This is a genomic window from Candidatus Poriferisocius sp., from assembly GCF_965219815.1.
In the GTDB taxonomy this organism is placed as follows: Bacteria; Actinomycetota; Acidimicrobiia; order Acidimicrobiales; family Bin134; genus Poriferisocius.
Window position 1 is genome coordinate 1605366 of the sequence record NZ_OZ244791.1, and the last position, 25499, is coordinate 1630864.

Annotated in this window: 15 protein-coding genes; 8 read left to right on the plus strand and 7 right to left on the minus strand. The window is 63.4% G+C overall.

All coding sequences use genetic code 11. The features are described from left to right. The first annotated feature begins 4 nt into the window (after positions 1–4). Together ACOQPI_RS07650 and ACOQPI_RS07655 are read left to right on the plus strand one after the other, a co-directional pair. Positions 5–586, plus strand: a complete 582-nt coding sequence (locus tag ACOQPI_RS07650; protein ID WP_420619081.1) for an ABC transporter substrate-binding protein — start codon at positions 5–7, stop codon at positions 584–586. Continuing rightward, complete coding sequence (locus tag ACOQPI_RS07655) at positions 553–1266, plus strand: ABC transporter substrate-binding protein (protein ID WP_420621005.1); 714 nt, start codon at positions 553–555, stop codon at positions 1264–1266. The genes ACOQPI_RS07650 and ACOQPI_RS07655 overlap by 34 nt, the downstream gene beginning before the upstream one ends. A gap of 15 nt (positions 1267–1281) precedes the next feature. Here ACOQPI_RS07655 and ACOQPI_RS07660 read toward each other — a convergent pair whose 3' ends face one another. Then, complete coding sequence (locus tag ACOQPI_RS07660) at positions 1282–2199, minus strand: D-isomer specific 2-hydroxyacid dehydrogenase family protein (RefSeq protein ID WP_420619082.1); 918 nt, start codon at positions 2197–2199, stop codon at positions 1282–1284. A gap of 21 nt (positions 2200–2220) precedes the next feature. Between ACOQPI_RS07660 and ACOQPI_RS07665 the strand changes: the two genes are divergently transcribed. Both ACOQPI_RS07665 and ACOQPI_RS07670 read left to right on the plus strand, forming a co-directional pair. Beyond that, the gene (locus ACOQPI_RS07665) at positions 2221–3597 is read left to right on the plus strand and encodes a cystathionine beta-synthase (protein ID WP_420619083.1); all 1377 of its coding nucleotides are present in this window, start codon (positions 2221–2223) and stop codon (positions 3595–3597) included. After that, positions 3594–4739: a cystathionine gamma-synthase gene (locus tag ACOQPI_RS07670; protein WP_420619084.1), complete on the plus strand. Its 1146-nt coding sequence runs from the start codon at positions 3594–3596 to the stop codon at positions 4737–4739. Before ACOQPI_RS07665 ends, ACOQPI_RS07670 begins: the two co-directional genes overlap by 4 nt. 5 nt (positions 4740–4744) lie before the next feature. On the opposite strand, the gene ACOQPI_RS07675 is transcribed toward ACOQPI_RS07670, so the two are convergent. From ACOQPI_RS07675 to ACOQPI_RS07695, 5 genes are read right to left on the minus strand one after another with little or no spacing between them, the layout of a single operon-like run. After that, positions 4745–5641: an LLM class flavin-dependent oxidoreductase gene (locus ACOQPI_RS07675; RefSeq protein WP_420619085.1), complete on the minus strand. Its 897-nt coding sequence runs from the start codon at positions 5639–5641 to the stop codon at positions 4745–4747. A 1-nt stretch (position 5642) separates the two neighbouring features. Next, on the minus strand, positions 5643–6053 hold the full coding sequence (locus ACOQPI_RS07680; protein ID WP_420619086.1) for an RpiB/LacA/LacB family sugar-phosphate isomerase: 411 nt from the start codon (positions 6051–6053) through the stop codon (positions 5643–5645). Positions 6054–6057: 4 nt separating this feature from the next. Then, positions 6058–7224 (minus strand): amidohydrolase family protein, encoded by a 1167-nt coding sequence (locus tag ACOQPI_RS07685; protein WP_420619087.1) that lies wholly within the window; start codon positions 7222–7224, stop codon positions 6058–6060. Positions 7225–7245: 21 nt separating this feature from the next. Next, positions 7246–8760 (minus strand): GMC family oxidoreductase, encoded by a 1515-nt coding sequence (locus tag ACOQPI_RS07690; RefSeq protein WP_420619088.1) that lies wholly within the window; start codon positions 8758–8760, stop codon positions 7246–7248. Positions 8761–8776: 16 nt separating this feature from the next. Continuing rightward, on the minus strand, positions 8777–9979 hold the full coding sequence (locus ACOQPI_RS07695; RefSeq protein WP_420619089.1) for an amidohydrolase family protein: 1203 nt from the start codon (positions 9977–9979) through the stop codon (positions 8777–8779). Between the two features lie 75 nt (positions 9980–10054). On the opposite strand from ACOQPI_RS07695, the gene ACOQPI_RS07700 reads away from it, so the two are divergent. From ACOQPI_RS07700 to ACOQPI_RS07715, 4 genes are all read left to right on the plus strand, one after another. Beyond that, on the plus strand, positions 10055–11770 hold the full coding sequence (locus ACOQPI_RS07700) for an N-acyl-D-amino-acid deacylase family protein (RefSeq protein ID WP_420619090.1): 1716 nt from the start codon (positions 10055–10057) through the stop codon (positions 11768–11770). A gap of 528 nt (positions 11771–12298) precedes the next feature. Then, complete coding sequence (locus tag ACOQPI_RS07705) at positions 12299–17668, plus strand: DEAD/DEAH box helicase (protein WP_420619091.1); 5370 nt, start codon at positions 12299–12301, stop codon at positions 17666–17668. Then, positions 17665–20565, plus strand: a complete 2901-nt coding sequence (locus tag ACOQPI_RS07710; protein ID WP_420619092.1) for a helicase-related protein — start codon at positions 17665–17667, stop codon at positions 20563–20565. The genes ACOQPI_RS07705 and ACOQPI_RS07710 overlap by 4 nt, the downstream gene beginning before the upstream one ends. After that, positions 20565–24740 (plus strand): Eco57I restriction-modification methylase domain-containing protein, encoded by a 4176-nt coding sequence (locus tag ACOQPI_RS07715; RefSeq protein ID WP_420619093.1) that lies wholly within the window; start codon positions 20565–20567, stop codon positions 24738–24740. The genes ACOQPI_RS07710 and ACOQPI_RS07715 overlap by 1 nt, the downstream gene beginning before the upstream one ends. Here the strand turns inward: ACOQPI_RS07715 and ACOQPI_RS07720 are convergent. After that, positions 24737–25453 (minus strand): hypothetical protein, encoded by a 717-nt coding sequence (locus ACOQPI_RS07720; RefSeq protein ID WP_420619094.1) that lies wholly within the window; start codon positions 25451–25453, stop codon positions 24737–24739. The two genes, ACOQPI_RS07715 and ACOQPI_RS07720, sit on opposite strands and share 4 nt — an antisense overlap. Positions 25454–25499: the final 46 nt, after the last annotated feature.

A 25499-nucleotide genomic window follows, 5' to 3' on the forward strand; every position in this document is an offset into this window, starting at 1 on the left:
TGTGATGAGTCTGCCCGGCGCTCGGCCGGTGCTGCTGGTGGCGGTGGTGCTGTTGGTGCTGTCGGGGTGTGGCCTGTTCAGCGAGGGCACGGTGGTGAGCCCCGCGCCCATCGCGGGTGAACAGGATGAGCAGGTCGAAAATGCGCCTGCGTTGCCCACTGCCACTCCCGATGGGGTGCCGCTTGCAGAAGACGCCATCGTGATCGGCGCCCTGATGGCAACCACCGGGTTCCTGGCGGCTTACGACGAGCCCGCGCTAGTGGCCGCCCAAACTCGAATCGACGCCCTGAACGAGGCTGGTGGCCTGCTGGACCGGCCGGTGGTTCTGCGGCACATCGACAGCCACACCGAGTTGTCTGCGATGCACAAGGGTGCCGAGCAGCTATTGCTGGACGGCATCGACATGGTCTTGATGACCTGCGATGCCGCTTATGCGGAACCGGCCCTCAAGGAGCTGGAGAGCTCGGGGACCCTGGTGATCAGCCCTTGCGGCACGACGCCTCATGGACGACTGGGGAACTGGGGGATCGCGTCTTCTCTTTGGGCACACCAGTGGGCACCGAAGCCCAGTATTTGGTTGCGTTGATGGCTGATCGCGGGTTCACCACCGCGGCGGCAATAATCGACGAGACCAGTTCAGAAGCGGTTGCCGTATGCGAAGCCTTCAAGCTGGGGTTCGAGGCCGTTGGAGGTCGGGTGACCGGTCTCTACCGCTATCAGCCCACCGATCCTGGCCTGCTCGAGCCCGTGCTTTCTGGGCTGGTCAACAACAGTCCCGAGGCCATCGTGTTCTGCGGGACTCGACTCGTGGCCCCGGAGATCTTGGCCCCGATTCGGGCTTCTGGCATTCTCCAGCCCATCTTCGCCAACTCCACCATGGACGGCGACTTCTGGATCGGCCATGTTTCCGGTGTTGGCGATTTCACCATGCTCTCGTACGCCTCGGTCTACACCGATTCTCCCGATCCCAGCCCCGCGGTTCGCCAGGTACTGGCCGACTATTTCGCGACCGAGGGTCACATTGCCAGAGACGGGCGGGCCATCACCGGCGCCGACGCCGTTGAGGCCTATGTCCGGGCAGTGGAGCGGGCCGGCACCGTCGACCCGGGGGCGGTGGCCGTCCAACTCCGGCGATTTGATGGCGAGGATCTGGCGGCCGGTCCGGTCACCTTCGGCACCGGTCTCCACGCGCCAACCGATCGCCCCATGCGGGTCATCACCATCGAAGAGCCTTCCGCCCAGTTCGACCGGATCATCGGTCCTTAGTCCGGAACGCCTAGGTCAGTACCCGAGGTCGACGTCGATGGGGCCGAGCAGCTCCTGGCCGGCGATGTAGCGGCGGACATTCTCGGTGACCCGATTGGCGAGCAGCTTCAAACCCATTTCGGGGGTGTTGCCCACATGGGGGGTGATGAGGCAGTTGTCCAAGCTCCAGAGGCGATGGCCCTCGGGCAGGGGCTCGGGGTCGGTCACGTCCAAAGCGGCGCCGCCGATGGACCCGGCAGACAGCGCCTCCACCAGATCGTCGGTAACCACATGACGGCCCCGCCCCACGTTGATCAGCCAGGCGTGGGCAGCCATGGCGTTGAGCGCGGCGGCGTCGATGATGCCGGTGGTCTCTGGGGTCAGCGCTAGTGCTACCACCACCACATCGGCGTCGCTCAGCGCATCGTGCAGGCTTTCGGGGCCGACCACTCGCTCGACCCCGTCCATGGGCAGAGGATGGCGGCGCAGCACGGTGATCCGGCAGTCCCACGGTTCCAGCAGCCTCACCAGCGACTCGGTGATGCCCCCGCCGCCCAGCACGGTTACCCGGCCGCCCAGCAGGTTCCGGCCCTCCGGCGGCGACCAGTTCTGAGCCCGGGCAAAACTCCCCATCCCCCGCAGGCCGGCCAAGGCCAGCATCAGCACATGCTCGGCCACCGGTTCGGCGTACACCCCCTTGCCGCAGGTCCAGCGGTGGTCGCGGTCGAGCAAATGGGTCAAGTTCTCGATCCCGGCGTAGGGGAGCTGCACCCACTCGATGCCCGCCCCATCCTCCAGCACACCGGGCAAGAGCTCGGGGGCCGCGGGCTCGGCCCAAACCAGCGCCTCGGCCTCAGAGGGGGCCGTCACCCGGCCGCCACCGGCAATCACTGCGTCGGCCAGCGCCGGTCGCCGCCAGCAGTCGGGCTCCACTGCGATACAAGGCGGTTCCATACCGCCGGGTAGTTTATGGGCGTGGAGGTCGCAGACTCGATCCTCGATCTCATTGGAGACACTCCGTTGGTGCGGATGCCGCGCATCGCCGACGGGGTGTCGTGCGAGGTGCTGGCCAAACTGGAGATGCTGAACCCGGGCGGCAGCGTGAAGGACCGGCCTGCGGTGGCGATGATCGACGCGGCCGAGCGAGAAGGGCTGCTGAAGCCAGGTGGGACCATCATCGAGCCCACCTCGGGAAATACCGGCGTGGGCCTGGCTTTGGTGGCCGCCCAGCGTGACTACCGCTGCGTCTTCGTGATGACCGACAAGGTGAGCCAGGAGAAGGTGCAGCTGCTGCGGGCCTACGGGGCCGAGGTGGTGGTGTGCCCAGTGGCGGTGGATCCCGAAGACCCCGATTCGTACTACTCCACCGCAGAGCGGCTGGTGGCCGAGACGCCCGGTGCCTACCGGCCCAACCAGTACTTCAATCAAGTGAATCCCCTGTCGCATGAGCTGACCACGGGACCGGAGTTGTGGAAGCAGACCGCCGGGCGCATCACCCACTTCGTGGCCGGGGCGGGCACCGGCGGCACGCTCAACGGGGTGGGGCGCTATCTCAAACGGCAGAACCCCGATATCCAAATGGTGGCCGGAGACCCGGAAGGCTCGGTGTTCAGTGGGGGGTCGGGCCGGCCCTATTTGGTGGAGGGGATCGGCGAGGACTTCTGGCCCGAGACCTACGACCCCGAGGTGGTTGATCGGGTGATCCCGATTTCCGACCAGGACTCCTTCGACATGGCTCGGCTGGTGACTCGGCGTGAGGGGTTGCTGATCGGCGGATCGGGGGGAACCGCGGTGTGCGCCGCTCTGGAGGTGGCCCAAGATTGCGGACCCGATGATGTGGTGGTGGTATTGCTGCCCGATGCCGGCCGGGGCTATCTGTCCAAGGTGTTCAACAACGACTGGATGGCGTCGTATGGCTTCCTGATCGGTGAGCACCCCTGTGTGAAGGACGTGCTCGACGCCAAAGAAGGGGCGCTGCCCCCGTTGGTATACGTGAAGCCCGAAGATCCGGTAAGTGTGGCGGTGACCCAGATGCGCGACCACGGAGTCAGCCAGCTGCCGGTGGCCAAAGGCGAGATGCCCTTGGCTGCCGCTGAGGTCATGGGGGCGGTCCACGAGCTTCAGCTCATGGAGTTGGCCTTCAACGGCGACCTGCTGGGCCAGCCGGTGGAGAGCGTGATGAGCCGTCCTCTGGAACAGATCGGTATCGGCGAATCGGTGGCGCTGGCGGTGACCAAGCTGGAGCGCTCTCCGGCCCTGCTGGTGCTAGACGGTGGCCGTCCCCGGGCGGTGATGACCAGTACCGACGTGCTGAGCTTCTTGTCGTCGGGCCCGTCGGATCCTGATTCATGAGCGCCGGCGACTGGGGTTTCGACACTCGGGCCATCCACGTCGGCCAAGAGCCCGACGAGGCCACCGGCGCCATCACCGTTCCCATCCACCTGGCCACCACCTTCGTGCAGGCCGCACCGGGCCAGCACCAGGGCTTCGAGTACGCCCGCACTTCCAACCCCACCCGGGTGGCGCTGGAGCGGTGCGTGGCCGGGCTCGAGGGGGCCGAGCACGGAATGGCGTTCGCCAGCGGCATGGCCGCAGAAGACGCGGTAGTGGGCATGATGCGCCCCGGCGACCATGTTGTTCTGGGCACCGACGCCTACGGGGGGACGTTCCGGCTCATTGCCCGGGTGTACGGCGAGCGGGGCATCGAGTGGTCGGCGGTGGACTTGGCCGACCTGGACGCGCTGGCCGGGGCGATCCGCCCCGAAACTCGCCAGATATGGGTGGAAACGCCCACCAATCCCATGCTGGCCGTGGTGGACATCGCTGCGGTGGCCGATGTGGCCCACGCGTCGGGGGTCGACGTGGTGGTGGACAACACCTTCGCCACCCCGTACCTCCAGAACCCGCTGGAGCTGGGGGCCGATTTAGTGGTGCACTCCACCACCAAGTATCTGGGCGGCCACTCCGATGTGGTCGGGGGGTTTATCGCCGTGAATCGGGATGATCTGGCCGAGCGGCTGTCGTTCGTCCAGAACGCGGTGGGCGCAGTGCCCAGCCCATTCGACTGCTACTTGCTGCTGCGGGGCGTCAAGACGTTGGGGGTGCGCATGGACCGCCACTGCGACAACGCCCAAGCGGTGGCCAAGTTCCTGGCTGGACATCCCGCGATCGACCGGGTGCTGTATCCCGGGCTGTCTGATCACCCAGGGTTCGACATAGCGTCTCAGCAGATGCGCCGCCCCGGTGGGATGGTGTCGTTCATCCATGCCGGGGGTGAGGCGGCCGCGGTGGCCACAGTAAGCGCCACCAAGGTCTTCCGGCTGGCCGAGTCGCTAGGGGCAGTGGAATCGCTTATCGAGCAGCCCTCCACCATGACCCATCTGTCGGTGGCCGACTCTCCGCTGGCCGTGGATCCCGGCTTGGTGCGCTTGTCGGTCGGCATCGAGAGCATCGAAGACTTGCTGGCCGATCTGGAGCAAGCCCTCGGTTCGTAGCCGTCTCAGTCCTGCAACGGCAGCAGGTCGTCGGCCAAGGCTTCGATCTCGGCCTTCCAGTCCGGGGGCTCCCCCAGGGGCATGACCACGAACTTCGAGGCGCCGTTCTCGATGAACGCCTCGATCTTTGAGCGAAGCTCTTGGCGGTTCGGCGCCACTAGATCACTCGGGTTCTTGTCGGGCTGGCGCAGCTTGATGAGCTCGAGGAACCGGTCGGGCAGCGGGCCATCGGCGTAGGTCAAGAGCGCTCCGTAATGCTCGGGGTCGATTTCCCGTTCGGCCTCGTCAGCGTGCTGTTTGATGGCGGCGATGCCGCCTCGCACGTCATCGGGGGTGACGAAGGAGGGCAGCCAGCCGTCGCTCAGCCGGCCAACCCGGCGGAGCTCAGAGGGGGCGATACCCCCCATCCACACGTCCAGGGGCTGCTGGACCGGCTTGATGTCCACCCGGGCGGCGTCGAGGTGGAAGCGGGGGCCATGGTGCTCCACCACGTCCTCGGTCCACAGCCGACGCATGAGCGGCAGCGCCTCGTTGAACCAGGACGCCCGGTCCATGCGGGCCACACCGAAGGCCTGGTGTTCGGCGGTGTCGGCCACGCCAAGCCCGAATGCGGGCAGCAGCCGGCCGTTGGAGATGCGATCGAGACTGGCCATGGTCTTGGCCAAAAGCACCGGATTGCGGCCGGGCAGCACCATCACGCTGGGCCCGAACTTGAGGTGGGTGGTTCGAGCGGCCGCGAAGGTCATGGCCACCACCGGGTCTAGTGCGGGACCGCTGGCCCGTTCGGCCACCCACAGCGAGTCGAACCCCAGCCGCTCCAGTCCGTCGACCACTGCGCCGAACACCTCTGGGTCTCCCGACGCCGTCCCGCCTCCTACCCCAACACCGATTCGGACTCTCATATCAAGAGAGCTTGGCTATCTCGGCGGACTCGCCGGGGTCGGGCTCGGTGCTCAGGAAGGCGTCGAGCATCTCGGTGGCCACTTCCGAGGACACGAGGCGCAGGCTCAGGGCCAGCACGTTGGCATCGTTCCAGCGGCGGGCGCCGCGGGCGGTCTCCGCGTCGGCACACAAGGCGGCCCGCACGCCAGGCACCTTGTTGGCTGCGATCGACACCCCGGTTCCCGTCCAGCAGCACACCACCCCGATATCGGCACTGCCGTCCACCACGGCCTCACCGACCGCTCGGCCGACATCGGGCCACGGTGCTCCTTCTGCTGCGGCCACCACCACGTTGTGGCCACCGTCGGCCAGATGCTGCTTGACGGCGTCGGTCAGGGCGGTGGCCTCATCGGTCCCGAACGCAATGCGCATCCCGCTATCCCGATAGGTCGGCTGCGAGCAGGTCGAGGTCGAAGCCGTAGAGGGTGGCGCAGTTGTCCCTCAGGATCAGCTGCTTCTCGTCGGCGGGCACGTCGGCCAGGGTATCGGCCACCACCTCTCGGGAGCGGGGGAAAGTGGACTCGGTATGGGGGTAGTCGGAGCCCCACATCAGGGTGTGGGTGCCGAAGGTGTCCCGCACTCGCACGCCCACCGCGTCCTCCTGGAAGCTCACGAAGCAGTTGGAGCTGAAGAAGTGGCTGGGACGGGCGTCGGGATCGGCGAAGCGGTGCCAGTCGCCCCGCAGCGGCCGGTCGGTGTAGCAGTAGTCCATCTGGAACAGCCAGAACGGGATCCAGCCCACCTCGTGTTCCACCGATCCCACCTTGAGCTGGGGATGGCGCTCGAATACGCCGGCGAAGATCATCTCGCCCAGCGACTTCCGCACGAAGTGGTCTTGCAGGTAGAACGCGGCCTCTGATACCGCCCGGACGTCGTTCTTGGTCTGACCGCTGGCGCTGGCGAGTTGTCGACCGGTGGCCACGTGCATAGATAGGGGCACGTCGAGATCCACCGCGGCTGCCCAGAAGGGCTCATAGCGGGGGTGGTCGTAGCCCTGGCCCGCCGGGGGCATCACGCTGATCATGGCGCCGGACAGGCCGATGTTGCGGCAACGGGTCATCTCGGCGATGGCCTCGTCAACGTCGTCCACATTGATGAGGGCTATGCCCTTCAGACGTTGCGGGTCATACGCACAGAAATCGGCGATGAAGTCGTTGTAGGCGGCCATGGTCACCGAGCACAGCTCGGAGTCGGGGATGCTGTAGGCCAGCAGCGCCTCGCTGGGGTAGATCACCGATGCGGCCACCCCGTCGGTGCGGTTGTCGGCGATGAACTTCTCGGGGTCGTAGGCACCGGGGCGGACCTCGTCGAACGATGCCTCGATGCGGAGCTTGGTGGGATCTTGGTCGAACCGGTTGCCGGCCTGGAAGCCCAGAAACGACATTGAGCGCTGGCCGTCGATGTACCACCAGTCGCCGCCGGGCTCGCGGCGCACCTGCGGCACCCGCTCGGCCATCGGCCCAGAGGTCACCCGCTCTGTCCAAAGGTCGGGCGGCTCGATGATGTGGGAGTCGGACGAGATCATCATGGCGGTGGGGCTCATGGCGCTCCTTTTCTCAGACCTTCATTTCAGCATTTCGGCGGCCCGCTCGCCTACCGCGATGCAGGTCAGGTTGGTGTTGGCTCGGGGGATCATCGGGAGAATGGAGGCGTCGAACACCGACAGGCGGTCGATGCCGTGGACCCGGCCGAAGTCGTCCACCACGTCGCCGACGTAGGGGTCGGGTCCCATCCGGCAGGTGCCCGAGGCGTGGTACCACGGGAAGCTGAACTGCCGGGCGTAGTCGGCCAGGGCATCGTCGTCGCTGTTGGCGAAGGCGGCCTCGTCGAGAACGGCTACCCGCTCGAATCGTTCCGACAATGCCTCATGGGTGGCCAAACGGTGGCAGAGGCGCAGGCCGTGCACGAGCTGGGCGACGTCGTCCGGGCTGTCCAAAAGGTTGAGGTCGATCACCGGCGGGTGGCCAGGGTCAGGCGACAGCACCCGCAGCCGCCCCCGGGACCGGGGGACCTGGATGCCGGCGCAGATGCCCCAGATCAGCTCCGAGCCGCAGACCTCGGCCAAAGGCTCGTTCTGGCTCAGGTCCCAGTGGTTCATCATGCCGATCTGCATGTCGTTGGTTACCGGGCTCTCCGGGGAGCTGTAGCGGATGAGCAGTTGGTGCTGCACCATGTCGGTAGTCACCGCTTCCTCGGGCGGGACCACGAAGATGAACGCCCCCACGTGCTCCATGAGGTTGGCGCCCACGCCGGGGAGGTCGACCACAGAGCGAATGCCCACCGCCTCCAGGTCCAGTACCGGGCCGATGCCGGAGCGCAAGAGCAGTGCGGGGGAGTTGAGCGCTCCCGCGCACACCACGATGTGGCGGCCCCGGGCCTGCTCCAGGCTGCCGTCGCTCGGCGAATAGGCCACCGCAGTGGCCCGGTCCCGCTCGATCACGATGTGGTGGGCGAAGGCCCCGCCGATGATGTGGAGGTTGGGCCGCCCGTCGGCCGGGCGGAGGTAGGCCATGGCGGTTGACACCCGCACGCCGTCCACCACATTTTGGGGTGACGGGCCGATGCCCTCCGACACGCCGTCGTTGTGGTCGTCGATCCAGGCCAGGCCGTTGTCTTCGGCGGCGGCCAGGAGTTGCTGCTGGGGAGCAACCAGCTCATCTTTGGCTGCCCGCCGGATGGGGATGGGGCCGCCCATTCCGTGGAGGTCGCCGCCGAGGGGGTCGTCTTCCAGTCGACGGAAGCAGGGGGCCATGGCCTCCCAACTCCAGTTGGGGCTGGCCCAGGAGTCGTAGTCGCTGGGCATCCCCCGCAGTGCCACGCCCCCGTTCACCGACGACCCTCCGCCCAGGGTTCGGCCCTGGGGGTAGGGGGCAGTGGCGTCTCCGGTGGTGCGGGCCTGAAAGCCCCAGTCGCGCCCGGTGTGGGAGAAGTCCACCGCGCCCAGCCGGTCGGCTTCGGGATCGGGCTCAACAGGCCCGGCTTCCAGCAGCAGCACTGAGGTGCCTGAATTCTCCGTCAGCCGGGCGGCCAGGACCGCGCCGGTGGAGCCCCCGCCGACGATCACTAAGTCGTAGATCATGCGCCGGGCTCGACCACTACCGGTCGAAGGGCAAGTGGAGCATCTTGATGGCGTTGCCCCGCATGATCTTGTAGATCACCTCGTCGGACAGCCCTTCGCACAGCTTCTCGGCCACCTCCTTGGTGTGGGGCCAAGAGCTGTCGTTGTGGGGGTAGTCGGTTTCGAAGGTCACATTGTCGGTGCCGATGGCCTCGATGTTGGCCAGTCCGTGGTGGTCGTCGAAGAAGCACCCGTACACGTGATCGGCGAAATACGTGCTGGGCCGCTCGGGAATCACCCCCCATACGCCGTTCCATCCCCGGTTTTGCTCCCACACCACGTCGGCCCGCTCCAATATGTAAGGGATCCAGCCAATCTGCCCCTCGCTGTAGGCGATTTTGATCTCGGGGTAGCGGATGAACACCCCGGAGAAGAGCCAGTCGGCCAGCGATCCCATGGCGTTGTTGAACGTGAGCGTGGACATCACCGCGGGCGGGGCATCGGCCGAGGTGGACGGCATGCGAGACCCCGACCCGATATGCATGCACACCACGGTGTCGGTCTCCTCGCAGGCGGCGAAGAACGGTTCCCAGTGGCCGTCGGCATCGTGGATCGACGGCAGCTCGAGGTTGGTGGGCAGCTCTGTGAACGAGACGGCGTGCGCTCCCCGCTCAGCGTTGCGGCGCACTTCGGCAGCGGCCAGTTTCGGATCCCATAGCGGGATCAGCGGCAGGGGAATCAGCCGGCCGTCGGTGCCGGCACACCACTCCTCGATCATCCAGTCGTTGTAGGCCTGCACGCACAACAGGGCCAGTTCCTTGTCGGCGGCCTCCAAGAATGTCTGCCCGCAGAACCGGGGGAACATAGGAAAGCACATCGCGGCCTCGACGTGGTTGATGTCCATGTCCTCGAGGCGGGCCTGTTGCTGCCAGCAACCGGGGAGGATGTCGTCGTAGGTGATCGGCTGAGGACCGAGATCGTCTTTGGGGTAGCCCGACGCTGCGCTGAGCCGGATAAGGGGGTGCTTGAGGTCCTCATAAAGCCAGGAGTCGATCGTTCGCTCCACATCGCTGTCCACCCACTCTGGCATGTGGTTGATGATCGCCCGGTCTTTGAAGAGCTTCTCCCGCACGACCCGGGGCCCGACGTCGGCGTACTTGCGGGGCAGGCGGTCGGTCCACAGGGTGGGCGGCTCCACAATGTGGTCGTCCACCGAGATGATTTTGGGGATCTCCGGCATGGATGGAGCGTACTCTTGGCGCTGAACCCAGGGCCTGCTGGGGATCATGCCGTCATGCGCTACTAGCCTGTCGCCATGCTGGATTTGATCATCAAGGGCGGAACCGTCGTGGACGGCACCGGATCACCGGGCGTTGTCGGCGATGTGGGCATCAGCGGGGGGAAGATCACCGCCGTCGGCGAAGTTGGCGAAGCCGCGGCCCAAGTCATCGACGCCGATGCGCTGGTGGTGGCACCGGGATTCATCGACGCCCATACCCACTACGACGCCCAGCTTTTCTGGGATCCGCTGGCCTCTCCCTCCAACGAGCACGGGGTGACCACGGTGCTGGGCGGCAACTGCGGCTTCACGCTGGCCCCGCTCAAGGCCGACGATGCCGACTACATCCGCCGAATGATGGCCAAGGTGGAGGGGATGCCCCTGCCTGCGCTGGAGCAGGGTCTGCCGTGGAGCTGGTCGAGCTTCGCCGAGTACCTGGATGCATTGGAAGGGCGAATCGGGGTCAACGCCGGGTTCCTCGTGGGCCACTCGGCGCTGCGCCGCTTTGTGATGGGGGCCGAGGGCACCGGCAACGCGGCATCTGCTGAGCAGGTGGCGGAGATGGTGCGGTTGCTGCACGAGGCGCTGGAGGCCGGCGGACTGGGGTTCTCGTCGTCGCAGTCCACCACCCACTCCGACGGCAACAATGATCCCGTTCCGTCTTATTTTGCCGACCGCGACGAGATGCTGGCCCTGTGTGGCGCGGTGTCCGATCATCCCGGCACCTGGTTGGAGTTCATCATCACCGGCTGCAACGCGTTCTTCACCGATGAGGAAATCGACCTGATGACCCAGATGTCGGTGCGGGCCCAGAGGTCGCTCAACTGGAATGTCTTGTCCCACGCTTCCACGATGATGGACCGCACCCTGCACCAGCTTCGGGCCTCGGATGTGGCCGCCGAGGCCGGAGGGCGCATTGTGGCGCTGTCGATGCCGTCGATAGGTGGACTGAAGATGAGCTTCGGCAGCTATTGCGCCCTGTATTTGCTGCCCAACTGGGGCGATGTGCTGTACCTGGACCACGACGAGAAGAAGGCCAAGCTGGCCGATCCCACCGTGCGGCAGTGGCTGGATGAGCAGGCCCGCAGCTCTGAGGGGCCGTTCCAGTTCATCTCCACCTGGGCCAACATGGAGATCGGCGACACCTACGCTCCGGAGAACGCCGGGCTCACCGGGCGCAAGGTGGGCGACATTGCCGCAGAACGAGGGGTCGACCCGTTCGACGCCTTGCTCGACATCGTGGTGGCCGACGATCTGCGCACCGCGCTGTGGCCGCTGTCGTCCGACGACATCGACGTGGCCTGGCAGCAGCGGGCCGATCTGTGGCAGGACCAGCGGGTTTTGGTGGGCGGCTCCGATGCCGGCGCCCACCTCGACCGCATGTGCGGCGCCCGCTTCCCCACTGAGATGCTGGCCCAGGCAGTGCGCGACCGGGGACTGTTGTCGATGGAGGAGTGCGTGCGGCTCTTGACCGACGAGCCCGCCCGCCTGTTCGGGCTGAAGGGCCGAGGCCGCGTGGCCGAGGGCTATTGCGCCGATCTGGTTGTGTTCAACCCCGACACCGTGGCCTCCGGCCCCATCGTGGAGCGCACCGACCTCCCCGGCAGCTGCGAACGCCTCTACGCCAGCGCCGTCGGCGTCGAGCACGTGCTGGTCAACGGCACCGAGATCATCACTGCCGGCCAGCCCACCGGCGCCACCCCCGGCACCCTCCTCCGCTCCGGCCGCGACACTGAGACTGTGCTGCCGTAAAGGGTCGAGTCCAGAGTTCACTGGCCGGGCAGTTCGTGGCGCAAAAAATGGGGCCCCGTGCGTTCCGGGGCCCCGTCGCCGCGGTATGTCGGCTGCATTCGGAAGATTCCTACTAACCGGACCGCAGGCACTGGTCACGGTAGCGATACCACTAAAGGACGTCAACGGTTTTTCAAACCGAGTGAACTGTTGGTTTAGAGCCCACCCGTGTGGGTGACGGCGACTAAGTCTTGAGCCAGTGCGCGAATGGCGGCGAGGGCATCATGAGGATGTCTCCCTCAGCGGATAGGATGAAGATAGCCCCGCCGGGGTGAGTAGCCCCGGCCCGACGGCCCCGACTTCGGTCGGGGCTGTTTCTAGTTGGGGAGATCGCCAATCGCGGTCGCGAGGTAGTCATCGGGGTCTGTGAGTCCTGACAGCAGCTTGTATTGCCCATAGGGTTACACCCCGATGCGAGGATGGGGCGGTGCCGAGGCAGACACATTCCGAGGCTTGGGGCAGCCAGTCCCTTCGTGACGGAGACTGATTGTGGACGTATTTGAGCTTCGGGAGCGGGTGGTTGGGGAGTACCGGCGGTACGCCGAGAGCTTTGTAGAGATTGCCGACGGGCGCATTCGAGAGGGAGTAACCGAGGCGCTGGATGGTGGACTGTTGTGGCCGCATCCCCGGGTCGGGGTGAACCCGGCGTTTGAGCCGGGGGCATCGGTCGATGATCTGGTTGATTCAGGGCGACTGCACCAGACAGCGGGTGACATCTTCCGAACGGGCAAGTCAGTCGACGACTCCCAAGGCCACCTGCTCACATTGCATCGGCATCAGAGTGAGGCTGTCGATGCCGCCGCAGCGGGGCGGAACTATGTGCTGACCACCGGCACGGGGTCGGGCAAGAGTCTCGCCTACATCATTCCCATCGTCGATCATGTGCTGCGCTCAGGGTCGGGCCAGGGCGTCAAGGCCCTGGTCATGTATCCGATGAACGCTCTGGCCAACAGCCAATATGAGGAACTGTCCAAGTTCCTCGACCACGGTTCTTGGGCGACAACGCCCGGTTCAAACGTAGACCGGCCAGTCACGTTTGCGGTGTACACCGGCCAGCAGAACCAGCACGAGCGGGAGGCGATTCTCACCAATCCGCCCGATATCTTGCTCACCAACTATGTGATGGCCGAGCTCATTCTCACCCGCTACATCGACAAAGCCTTGGTAAGGGCGATGTCTTCACTGCGTTTCCTGGTGCTTGACGAATTACACACACACCGAGGTCGCCAGGGAGCGGATGTGGCCATGCTGGTTCGCCGAATCCGAGAGGCTACCGGTGCCTCCGATATGCAGTGCGTGGGCACGTCGGCCACACTCTCAACCGAGGGCACGCCCGCAGAGCGCGATGCCCGAGTCGCAGAGGTGGCCACAAAGCTGTTCGGCGCAGAAGTCGGGCCCGATGACATCATCTCCGAAACACTGCGGCGGGTCACGGACGATCGAGACATCAACAGCCTTGAGTTCGCCGGAGAACTGGCTCGCCGGGTTGATAGCCCACCCCCAGGTGCCGTCACCGTTGATGAATTCTTGACCGACCCATTGTCGATCTGGATCGAATCAACGTTCGGCCTGGCCGAGGATGCCAGCGGTCGGCTGGTGCGGGCTACACCCATTCCCATTGCAGGACCCGATGGTGGAGGAGAACGTCTCGCCGCGGCGACAGGCCTGCCCAGTGCCCAGTGTGAGAAGGCGATTCAAGACCAGCTCTTGACCGCTAGCCGTCTGCCGGACCAAGCAGCGGGCCGAAGCGTATTCGCCTTCCGTCTGCATCAGTTCCTAAGTGCAGGAGACACGGCATATGCCACCCCAGAAGACGCCGAAGATCGAGAGATCACAATGCGGGCGCAGCGGTTTGTGCGTGACGACCGGAACCGGTCGTACCTCCCATTGTCGTTCTGCCGGCAATGTGGGCAGGAGTATTACGTAGTTCGGCAATCAGCGGTTGATGGCGGATCGGCTCTTGTGGCTCGCGACTTAGGTGACACCGATGATGGTGATGGTGAACCCGGCTTCTTGTTTGTCGATCCGCGTCCCGATGCACCTGGCCGGGGGAGCCGACCCACCGTTGAAGCAGCGGGGCCAGATGAGGAAGGCCCAAGAGACATTCCATGGCCCATTTATCGCGAGGGCATCGAAAACCGCCTGCCCTTCGACTGGTTCGACGCCAACCAAAGGTTGCGCGACGGTCGGAGGGATAGTGTTCCCAGACCTATCAGCGTCGCTGCTAATGGCGCGTTTGTCCCGCTGGTGGATGACGACTTAGCCACATTGGACTCTGGAGAAAGCCAGGCTGGCACAACCATCGCCTTTTGGCTCCCAACCCCATTCCGGTTCTGCATGAACTGTGGCGTTTCCTACACCGGGCGCCTTGGGAATGATTTTACCCGGCTGGGCACCCTCGGCTCGCAGGGGCGCTCGACGGTGACCACGATTACGTCCCTGGCCACGGTCAGCCACCTGCGCGAAGCAGGTGAACTCAGCCCCAGAGCCCACAAGCTTCTGTCATTCACCGACAACCGCCAAGATGCCTCGCTCCAAGCGGGCCACCTCAACGATTTTGTCGAGGTCACCATGCTGCGGTCAGCCCTCTATCAAGCCCTACAAATGGCTGGGGAAGAGGGCCTTCACCATGACAACGTAGCCCAGCGAGTTGTCGAAGTCCTCGACCTGCCTCCGCAGACCTATGCCCTTCAGCCCGAGGCAAGGGGCCATGCCCAGAACATGGCAAGTCAAGCGCTCACCGAGGCGATTTCCTACCGGCTGTATCTCGACTTGCGCCGAGGCTGGCGGATCACCCAACCCAATCTCGAGCAATGCGGACTCCTATCGATCGGCTACGAGTCGCTCGATGAGCTGGCCGCCGACGAGCAGGAGTGGGCGACTCGCCACCCTGTCCTTGCCCAGAGCGACGTCGGAGTCCGCTTTCAGATCCTACGGGCCATGTTGGATGTCGCCCGCCGGGAGCTGGCCATCCGGGTCGGAGTCCTCGACCGAACCAACCACCAGGCAATGCAACAGCGCAGCGAGCAGAACCTATGCGATCCGTGGTCGCTCGAAGGCGAGCGTTTGGAGTACAGCTCGGCACTGGTCGCCCGACCCCGCCGGCCAAATGATGACCGCAGCCTCACCCACCTCGGACCCCGCAGCGGCTTCGGCCAGTTCCTCAACCGCCTCGACACGTTAGGTAGCGTTCAACACCTGACGCTTGATGAGCGGCAGCAGATCATCGACGACCTTGCCGGAGCCTTGAACGTCTACGGGTTGTTGTACCAAGCAGGCCTCGAAGATGACGGCTGTAGGATTTGGCAGCTTCCCGCGGGGGCGATGCGCTGGGAGTTGGGCAACGGCCAGCCCTACTACGACCCGATTCGTATGCCGTCAGGGCCAGAGCACGGCATCAGGCCTAATCCGTACTTTGTGGGTCTATACACCCAACAGGACGCCCAAGAGCACCGCATCGAGGCCAGGGAGCACACCGCGCAAGTCACCCACGAACTGCGTGCCGAGCGGGAGCACCGATTCCGCGACGGGGAGTTGCCGGTCTTGTACTGCTCACCCACGATGGAGTTGGGCGTCGACATTGCCGAGCTGAACGCAGTGAATATGCGAAACGTGCCGCCCACGCCGGCGAACTACGCGCAGCGCTCGGGGAGAGCCGGACGCAGCGGCCAGCCCGCATTGGTCACCACCTTCTGCGCAACCGGCAACAGCCACGATCAGCACTTCCTTCGCCATCAGGAGCAGATGGTGGCGGGCCAGGTGGAGGCTCCCCGCCTTGATCTGGCCAACGAGGATCTAGTTCGGGCCCACGTCCACTCGGTGTGGCTGACCCACAGCGGCCTCAATCTGGGCAGCAAGATGGGCGAACTGCTCGACCTATCAGGCGATGAGCCTTCGCTGGAGTTACTGGCCCACGTAGATGACGCGCTGTCTGATGAAGCTGTCCGCACGCAGGCTCAGATTCGCGCCCAAGCGGTCCTAGAGAATCTCGGCCCAGCGCTGACCGAGGCCGACTGGTGGACTGCTGACTGGCTCGACGACACCATGCAGGCCCTTCCCAAGCGGTTCGCAGACTCGCTCGATAGATGGAAGTCGCTGTACCGCTCGGCGCTTCACCAGGCTGTCGAGCAGGCCCGCATCCGGCAGTCAGCCGGTCGTACTCGCCGAGATCGAGAACAAGCAGACCGCCTTCGTCGCGAGGCCGTCCGCCAGCTCGATCTGTTGCGGGGTGACTTGAGCGACGGCTTCCACTCGGACTTCTACCCTTACCGCTACTTTGCCGCTGAAGGCTTCCTGCCAGGGTATTCGTTCCCCCGTCTCCCGTTGTCGGCATTCGTGCCAGGCCGACAGCAACGCGGCACTGAGTTCTTGCAACGCCCCCGCTTCCTGGCTATCTCCGAGTTCAGCCCCCACAGCCTGATCTACCACGAGGGCAACCGCTATCAGGTCAACCGGGTGATCCTCGACGCCGAGGATTTCGAGAGCGACCCCAACGGCGGCTCGATCATCACCACGTCGATCAAGCGATGCGAAGCGTGCGGCTACCTGCACGCCGACTACACCGGTCCTGGCCCCGACGTATGCGAGCATTGCTCCGAGCCTCTGCCCCCGCAGACCCGAAACATGTTCCGACTGCGCAACGTGTCTACTCGCCGCCGCGACCGGATCACTTCCGATGAGGAACAGAGGGAGCGACGGGGCTACGACATCGTTGCCGCCGTCCGCTTCGCACGCCGCCAAGGCGAAAGATCTGTTCGCGAGCGAGTGCTTTGCGCTGCTCAGGCAGACGGGGCCTCTCGCGATGACGGACCAGTGTTGCGATTGTCGTATGGGGACGCGGCCACAATCTGGCGAATCAACGAAGGGCCACGGCGACGCGCCAACCGAGCGCAGCTCGGGTTTGTGCTTGACATCGAGCGGGGCTACTGGGCACGCGACGCCGATGCCGCCGAGGGCGATGCCGACACATCCCACCAAGATCCCTTGTCTCAGCGCACGGTCCGTGTGATCCCCTATGTAACCGACGCCCGCAACGCACTGCTCATTGAGCCAGTAGCCCAGGGGAGCGGTCAGGGCAGTCCAAACGCTGTCGACCTTCCCCCCGCCGAGCTCGACATAGAAACAATGGCTTCGGTCCAGGCCGCACTGACCTCCGCTCTGCAAGTGGTGTTCCAATTGGAGCCGAGCGAGATCGCCGCCGAGCCGCTGCCATCGCCGGATAATCGCCGTCAACTGCTGGTGTACGAGGCGGCCGAGGGCGGTGCGGGTGCCCTGAAACAGCTGGTGGACGATCCGTCGCTATGGTCGCGGATCGCTCGCGAGGCGCTGCGTCGGTGCCACATTGATCCCGACACTGGCCATGACCAAGACGGCCCGGGTCAGGTGGAGGCGTGCGAGGCGGCTTGCTACGACTGCCTGATGTCGTACTCGAACCAAGGTGATCATGGCCTGCTCGACCGCCGTCTGGCGGCCGAATATCTCATGCCTCTGGTCCACGGCGCGATCTTTGTACGAGATAAGCACGATGACGAGTTGGCCGACTCCGCTGATTCCGGCCTTGAGCAGCAGTTTCTAGCCTTCCTCGAACGCGGCGGCTATCGACGCCCCGACCGTTCGCAGGTCTACTTCGAGACCGCCCAGACCCGCCCGGACTTCGTATACGACGAGGCTTGCGCGGTGGTATATGTGGATGGCCCTCATCACGACTACCCCGAGCGAGCGGCGCGAGATGCCATCCAGGAACATGCCATGAACGATCTCGGCTATCAGGTCATACGCTTCGGCCACGCTGACGACTGGCAAGCCATCGCCACCCGCCATCCCGCAGTATTCGGCATTGGCAGCCAGGGGGCCTCATGACCTTCGCACCTGGCTCGCTGGTCACCGCGAGAGGGCGCGACTGGGTTGTCTTGCCCGACAGCACCGATGAGATGGTGATGGTCCGCCCGCTGGGCGGCACCGATGACGAAACCACCGGCATCCTGGCCGCGGTCGAAGATGTCTCAGCCGCCAGTTTCGATCTGCCCGACCCGTCTCGGCATTTGGGAGATGCCCACTCAGCCCGTTTGCTGAGAGATGCGCTGCGGCTCGGGTTCCGCTCCGGTGCGGGACCGTTCCGCTCGGTTGCCCAATTGGCCGTCGATCCTCGCCCTTATCAGCTGGTGCCCCTGTTGATGGCCCTTCGCCTCGACCCGGTGCGCCTGTTGATCGCCGACGACGTGGGCGTGGGTAAGACCATCGAAGCTGCATTGGTAGCTGCCGAACTGATGGCTCAGGGAGACGCCGACCGCCTAGCGGTGCTGTGCCCGCCTCATCTGGCCGAGCAGTGGCAAGTGGAGCTTGCCGACAAGTTCCACATTGAAACCGAGCTTGTGCTGGCGTCCACCGCCAACCGCCTCGAGCGCGGCCTTGCCGTCGGCCAGTCAATCTACGACCGCTATCCGAACGTGATCGTCTCCTTGGACTTCATCAAGTCCGACCGTTACCGCGGCGAGTTCATCCGAAATTGTCCCGATTTGGTGATAGTGGACGAGGCCCATACCTGTGCCCAGGCTGGCGAGCGTGCCGCTAGCAGTCGTCACCAGCGTCACGCTTTGGTGAGGGATCTGGCCGCCAAGACCGAGCGCCACCTCATCCTGGTCACTGCCACTCCGCATTCGGGCAAGGACGACTCGTTCCGCTCACTCTTGAGCCTGCTTGATGGTGAATTCGCTGACCTGCCCCACGACCTTGCCGGTGAGCACAACCGCCGTCATCGAGAGCGGTTGGCTCGCCATCTGGTTCAGCGCCGCCGCAGCGACATCGACAACTACCTGGACATCGACACGCACTTTCCGGAAAGAGCTGACCGCGAACAGCACTACGACCTGTCACCTGACTACCGGGCGCTCTTTGACGATGTCTTGGAGTATGCCCGGAGCTCCGTGGTCCAACAAGGCACCGGACAGCGAGGTCAGCGCATTCGCTGGTGGTCGGCGCTGGGTCTGCTGCGGGCGTTGGCATCCAGCCCGGCAGCGGCTGCCGCCACGCTGCGGACTCGGGCGGTCACCGTCGATGCCAAGGGTGATTCCATTGAGGACATTGACGAGTTGGGTCGCCGCATGATCCTCGATCTGGATGATGTCGAAGAGGCACCCGATGTCGTGCCCGGTAGCCAAACGGAAGCCGCCGAGTCGGCGGTGTCTCGCCGGTTGCGGGAATTCGCCAAGCGTGCCGACGAGATCGCCACTGGGGCCAAAGGGGCCGATGCCAAGCTTGAGGGCTTGGTCGGCATGGTGAGCGAGCTGCTGGCCGACGGCTTCCAGCCCATCGTGTTTTGCCGATTCATCGAGACCGCCGAGTATGTGGCCGAACGGCTGCGGGCACGCCTGCCCAAGCGCGACTGTCCCGAAGTCGCCGCCGTTACCGGTCGCCTGCCTCCGTCTGACCGGGAGGCTCGTGTCACCGAACTGGCCAATCATCCCCGCCGTGTACTGGTGGCCACCGATTGCCTCAGCGAGGGCGTCAACCTGCAAGACAATTTCTCGGCGGTGATCCACTATGACCTGCCGTGGAACCCCACCCGCCTTGAACAGCGGGAAGGGCGAGTAGACCGCTATGGCCAGCAGCAGCCTGAGGTGCGGGTTGTCACCTACTGGGGCGCCGACAATCGCATCGACGAGACAGTGCTTGAGGTCCTGCTTCGCAAGCACCGCAGGATCAGGGGTGCATTAGGCGTGTCAATTCCGGTGCCCGGCTCCACGAACGACATCATCGAAGCGCTGGCCGAGCAGGTGCTGACTTCTTCTGGCAGGGCAATCGACGTCCCCCTCCAAGGGATCATCGAGCAGCTGCGCCCCAAGACCGATGCTCTCGACGCCGAGTGGGAGCGGGCCCGCAACAACGAAGTGCGCCGCCGATCGCTGTTCGCTCAGAGCCGAATCGATCCTAGTGAGGTGGCTGACGAGCTGATTGCCATGCGCGAGGCCATTGGTTCTGGAACTGATGTTGAGCGGTTTATGACCGCGGCCCTGCGCTCTTACGGTGCGGCCATTACCGAGGATGCTGTCGATTCGGGCCGAACGTTTGAAGTCGATCTGGCCGAAGTGCCCGATGCGGCGAAAGACGCCCTGGCCCTTCGGGGCATCAACAGCTCCCTTCTAGTTCTCGGCTTCGGCCAAGCAGCGCCGAAGGGTGGGGTGGTGCTCTCCCGCACTCATCCAGCGGTCGGCGGGCTCGCTAGCCACGTTCTTGACCAGGCCCTCGATTCTGCCGGACAAACCGGAGGAGACGGACCGCGTGTGGCCGCTCGCTGCGGAGTTATGCGAACCGGTGCCGTATCGATCATAACCACGCTGCTTTTGTGCCGGGTGAGGATGTCGATCGCTGCGTCGGCCCGCGGCGGTGAGCATCACATGCTGGCTGAAGAGGCCATGCTGCTGGCCTTCGCTGGTGCACCCCAGAGACCGGATTGGCTACTGCCCGAGCAGGTACAGCCCCTCTTGGATGCTGAGCCCGTAGGGAATGTGATGCCCGAAGTAGCCGTCGAGCGCATCATGGCAATCATCGATGCTGAGCCGTATTGGCGCCCCAGGGTTGCAGCTGAGGCCGAAGCCCGCGCCGCAGCACTGGCTGAGGCCCACGCCCGGGTGCGGGATTCCGACCGTCGCCAAGGAGCCGTCGTGCGCGGTCCAGGTCCCGGTCGGGTCGCGGTTGACGCCCAAACCCCAACTGATGTGCTCGCCGTGTACCACTTTCTGCCCAAGGCGGTTTCCTGATGGGCCGGGAAGCGGTTTCGGTCCTGGGGGCGCTTTTGTCGCGAGAACTTCTAGAGCGAGTGGATAACGTCGATCCCAAGCTGCCGGGAATGAAGGCCGTCGATTACGGTTTGGCCCCCGGCGAGCGGATACGTGATGCCATTACCCGCTCGTGGCAGCGGTTGACCGCGTTGTGGGTCGGGTTTCGGCAGGCCGAGGAATCCCTGGCACTGGACGAGACAGGAACGTCATTGACCCGTGAGCGATGGCTTCTTCCCCTGCTCGACGAACTGGGCTTCGCCGGGCTGCCGCTGGTGCAGAGCCTCAATGTCAAAGAAGTATCAAGTGGAGGCACCGCAGGAAAGGACTATGCCATCAGCCATGAGTGGGCTGGCTACGTGCCTGTCCATCTCATGGGCTGGCGGGTTGACGTAGACAAGCGCTCATCCGGTGTGCGGGGCGCGTCAAAGGCCTCGCCCCACGGCCTGGTCCAGGAGTTCCTGAACCACTCCGATGACCACTTGTGGGGAATCGTGTCTAACGGGCGGATGCTGCGCCTGCTGCGAGACAACGCTTCCTTCACTCGTCAGGCGTATGTGGAGTTCGATGTGGCCGCCATCTTCGATGGCGACTCATTCGCCGAATTCGCGCTGCTGTGGCTATGCTGTCACCGGACCCGCCTCGAAGCCGAACAGCCGCACCGGTGCCTGTTGGAGCAGTGGTCTCAAGAGGCCGCTTCCGCTGGCACCCGCGCTCGCGACAAGCTCCGCGACGGAGTGGAGAGTGCCATTGTCGCGCTCGGTTGCGGTGTGTTGGAGCACCCGACTAACCAGGCGCTGCGCGCTCGTCTACGGAACCAGGAATTGGTCCCCGAGGTATTGCAGCGCCAGCTCCTACGGATCGTCTATCGCCTGTTGTTCCTGCTGGTGGCCGAGGCCCGCGGTCTGCTCCATCCCGCAGACGCAGACCCTGAGGCAAAGCAACGCTACGAACACCACTACTCAGTGGCCCGCTTACGGCGTTTGGCCGAGCGCCGCCGAGGCGGAGACCACAGCGACCTGTGGGCAGGCTTGGCGGTCACTATGGCAGCGCTGGACATAGGCGACAACGAAGGGCAGCAGAATGCTCGAACCGCGCTAGGCCTTACTTCGTTGGGCAGTTTTCTATGGTCATCTGCTCAAGTCCCTGACTTGGCCGATGCCAAGATCGGCAACGCGCGCCTGCTCGAGGCCATCCGCAACCTGGCCTTGGTGCGTGACGACGAAGCCCGTCTGTGGCGACAAGTGGACTATCGCAATCTCGGCACCGAGGAGCTGGGGTCGGTCTACGAGTCACTGCTGGAGCTGCACCCCGAGACCAACCCCGACGCCCGCACGTTCGAACTCAAACGGGCGGCGGGCAGTGAGCGCAAGACCACCGGCAGCTATTACACCCCGCCAGCGCTAATCTCCCGCTTGCTCGACGACGCTTTGGATCCAGTGATTGACGAGGCCGCGGCCCAGCCCGACCCCGAGCAAGCATTGCTGGCTCTCAAGGTGCTTGATCCCGCTTGCGGGTCGGGCCACTTTCTGATTGCCGCTGGCCACCGCATCGCGACCCGGCTAGCCCGCGTCCGTGAGGGCGGCACCGAGCCAAGCGCCGACAAGCTGCGGTCTGCGTTGCGGGAGGTGGTAGGCCGCTGCCTGTATGGGATCGACATCAATCCCATGGCCGTGGAACTGTGCAAGGTGAGTCTGTGGCTAGAGGCCAATGTCCCCGGCAGCCCACTGGGTTTCCTAGAACACCGCATCGCGTGCGGCAATAGCCTGCTGGGAACTAACCCCAAGCTGCTGGCCGAAGGGGTCCCCGACGCCGCGTTCAAAGCTCTGACCGGCGACGACAGGAAACACGTCAGCGCCCTCCGCAAGAGGAATAAGGCCGAGCGCAAGGCGCGAGGTCAGCTCATTCTGGAACTGGACTATTCGATCGCAGCTGACAGCGCCAAGCTAGCTGCTGCCCTTCGTCGTGTTGACGAGGCCCCTGAGCAAACCGCCGAGCAAGTGACCAATAAAGAAGTTGAGTACGCAGAGGTGAGAGGCGGAGGACTCGCGCAAAAGGAGAAGCTGATCGCCGACACCTGGTGCGCCGCCTTTGTGGCCCCAAAGACCTCTGAGACACCTGCCATTACCGACGAGGTGCTGAGGGAGGCAGAAAGACTAACTCCCGATCAAGTTCTTGCTATGAACTATAGCGACAATCAGTCGCGGGGCTCGCCCCTTGACATAAGAGTGCTAGAAGCGATCAGAACCCTAGCCGACGACTACCAATTCACCCATATGCACCTGACCTTCCCCGAAGTGTTCTCGGTGCCCAGCAATCCCGACGATGCCACCAATCCCCAAACCGGCTGGTCCGGTGGCTTCGATGCAGTTCTCGGCAATCCTCCATGGGGACGTGTAAAACTCAAAAGATTGGAGTGGTTCGCCGCTAGAGACAGCCACGTTGCCATGGCAGAAAGCGCTGCCGCTCGGAACCGTCGAATCGAGGTTCTCAAGGAGGAAGACCCGGCATTGCACACCGCCTTCGAGTTGGATTATCGCAAGTCCGAAGACTGGAGTTCTTTGCTTTGCAATAGTGGGAGTTTTCCGCTTGCGGGTAGAGGCGATGTGAACACATATTCAGTGTTTGCTGAGCTCATGAGAGTCAGCCTCTCGCCCCATGGCCGATTAGGAGTGATCGTTCCTTCAGGAATTGCTACTGATGATACTACCAAGTATCTCTTTCGCGATCTTGTGGAGACTGGTACTTTGGTGTCGCTATACGATTTTGAGAATCGCGGGAACATCTTCCCAGCAGTGGACAGCAGATATAGATTTTGCTTGCTTACGCTTACCGGTGTGGAACGTACAGTCGATCAGGCTTTGTTCTCCTTCTTTGCTCACGAAATCGCAGATCTGGACGACGTGGAACGCATTTTCGAACTCGATTCAGATGATTTTTCCATTCTCAATCCAAATACAAAGACGTGTCCCATATTCAGAACTCGAAGAGATGCTGAACTCACAAAGCAACTCTACCATCGTCTTCCATCCCTCCTTATAGATGGCGATCCTGATGGCAACCCGTGGTATATGACCTATCAATGCATGTTCCACATGGGCAATGATGCTGACCTGTTTCGAGATCGCGAAGGGCTGGAGAGGGATGGTTGGGCGCTAGACGGCAATCACTTCGTGCGATCATTGAATGATCATGCCTGTGAATATTTTATGCCGCTATATGAAGGCAAGATGGCCACATTCTACGACCACCGTGCAGCACATGTAGTCAAGAGTCCAACCGCTACTCGCCGCAAGAGCCAACCACGCTATCTGAATTCAGAAGAAAAGCTGGATCCTTGCAAAGTTCCCATTCCGCTATCATGGGTAAGTGAATCCCATGTCAAGGAAAGAGTCGGTGAGAATCCAGGATGGCTTCTCGGACTCAACGACATTACTAGCGCAACTAATGAACGTACTATGGTGTGCAGCGCTCTCCCTGTGGTTGCAGTGGGCCATTCCGAGCCCTTGATCTGGACTCCAAATCAGCCACATCTGCTTTTGGCTTCGCTTTGTTCATTTGCTTTTGATTATGTTGCTCGGCAAAAGGTGGGTGGGACACATATGACGTGGACAAACCTGAAACAGCTCCCAGCGCTGCCTCTAGGGGTTCTTGACGACCATGCGGATTGCATTACTCAAGCAGTATTGGAATTGACATATACGGCTTGGGATATGGAGGCCTTTGCCATGTCTGTAGGTTATGACGGCCCACCATTTCTATGGGACCTAGACCGTCGTTCCTTGATCCGTGCAGAATTAGATGCCCTAATGTTTCACCTTTATGGAGTCAATCGAGATGACACTGCTTACATGATGAATAATTTTCGAATTGTCAAACGAAAGGACGTAGAGCAATTTGGAAAGTTCCAAACCAAGGACTTGATTCTCGATCGCTACGATGCCATGACCCAAGCCTACGAAGCCGCCTACGGCGCTCTCAGCGACACTCCCAACAGCACCACTCCACCTCTGGACCTGGCATCCCTTTCCCGATACAGCAACGACCTGGCCAAAGCCCTATCCACTCACTATCAGACCAATATCAATCCCCCACCCGCTCATCCATCCCTTGCACACCCCGCGTCGACCCGCCCCTCTTGGACAGATAGAGACTAGGCCGATTTCTCGATCGCATCCTCGAGGGTCCTAAGGAAGAGATTAACCTGCTGTTCCATCAAACCAGATCGCTCGCGACTAAGAGCGTCGTGTTCCCCGTGGGCAGCCTGATTGCGCACGCCAGCCATTTGCTCCACATCTTTGATGTCTTGCTTGGTCAATATTCCCTTACTGCGGAGCTTCGAAGCATATACGTTTATGCTCGGTCGGCCTGAGACACTAAGCCCAACTTCTTCCACGGCTGACCGGAGTGCTACCTCGAGGGCCGCTCCTGCCAGCACGATCGGTGCTGCCGGTGTAACCGAGTCATCAGCATTCAGAGCACGAACCTGCTCCATGAGATCAGTTGATGCGATGGCCCTTATGCCACTGGTCTCCAAGATCCGGGGTCTTGCCTGACCTGCGCGGACTTGACTGGCCCATTCACTTATGATGTCGCCGATTGCCCGTGCCCCACTTTCCATCGATGGCCGCTCGCCGTTCTTCTTGAACACTTTGTGGGCATCTTGAGCCCAGCGAGAGTCGGGTCCAGCAAATCGTTCCAAGAAGCTGAGAGCAGAAGTCGCGCGAGCGCGGATCGCCCCTTTCGCTTGTGGACTGCTGGCTGTCCAGTAGTTGCCGTATCCGAGATCTCTGGGCACCCATTTCATGTCTAACTTCAATTCTTCGACGTGGCCGTCAGCCCATTTGAGGATTTGTTCACTAGATTCCATGAACTCAGTATCCCGGAAGGAGCGACAACTTGGCGCGCTCCTTTTC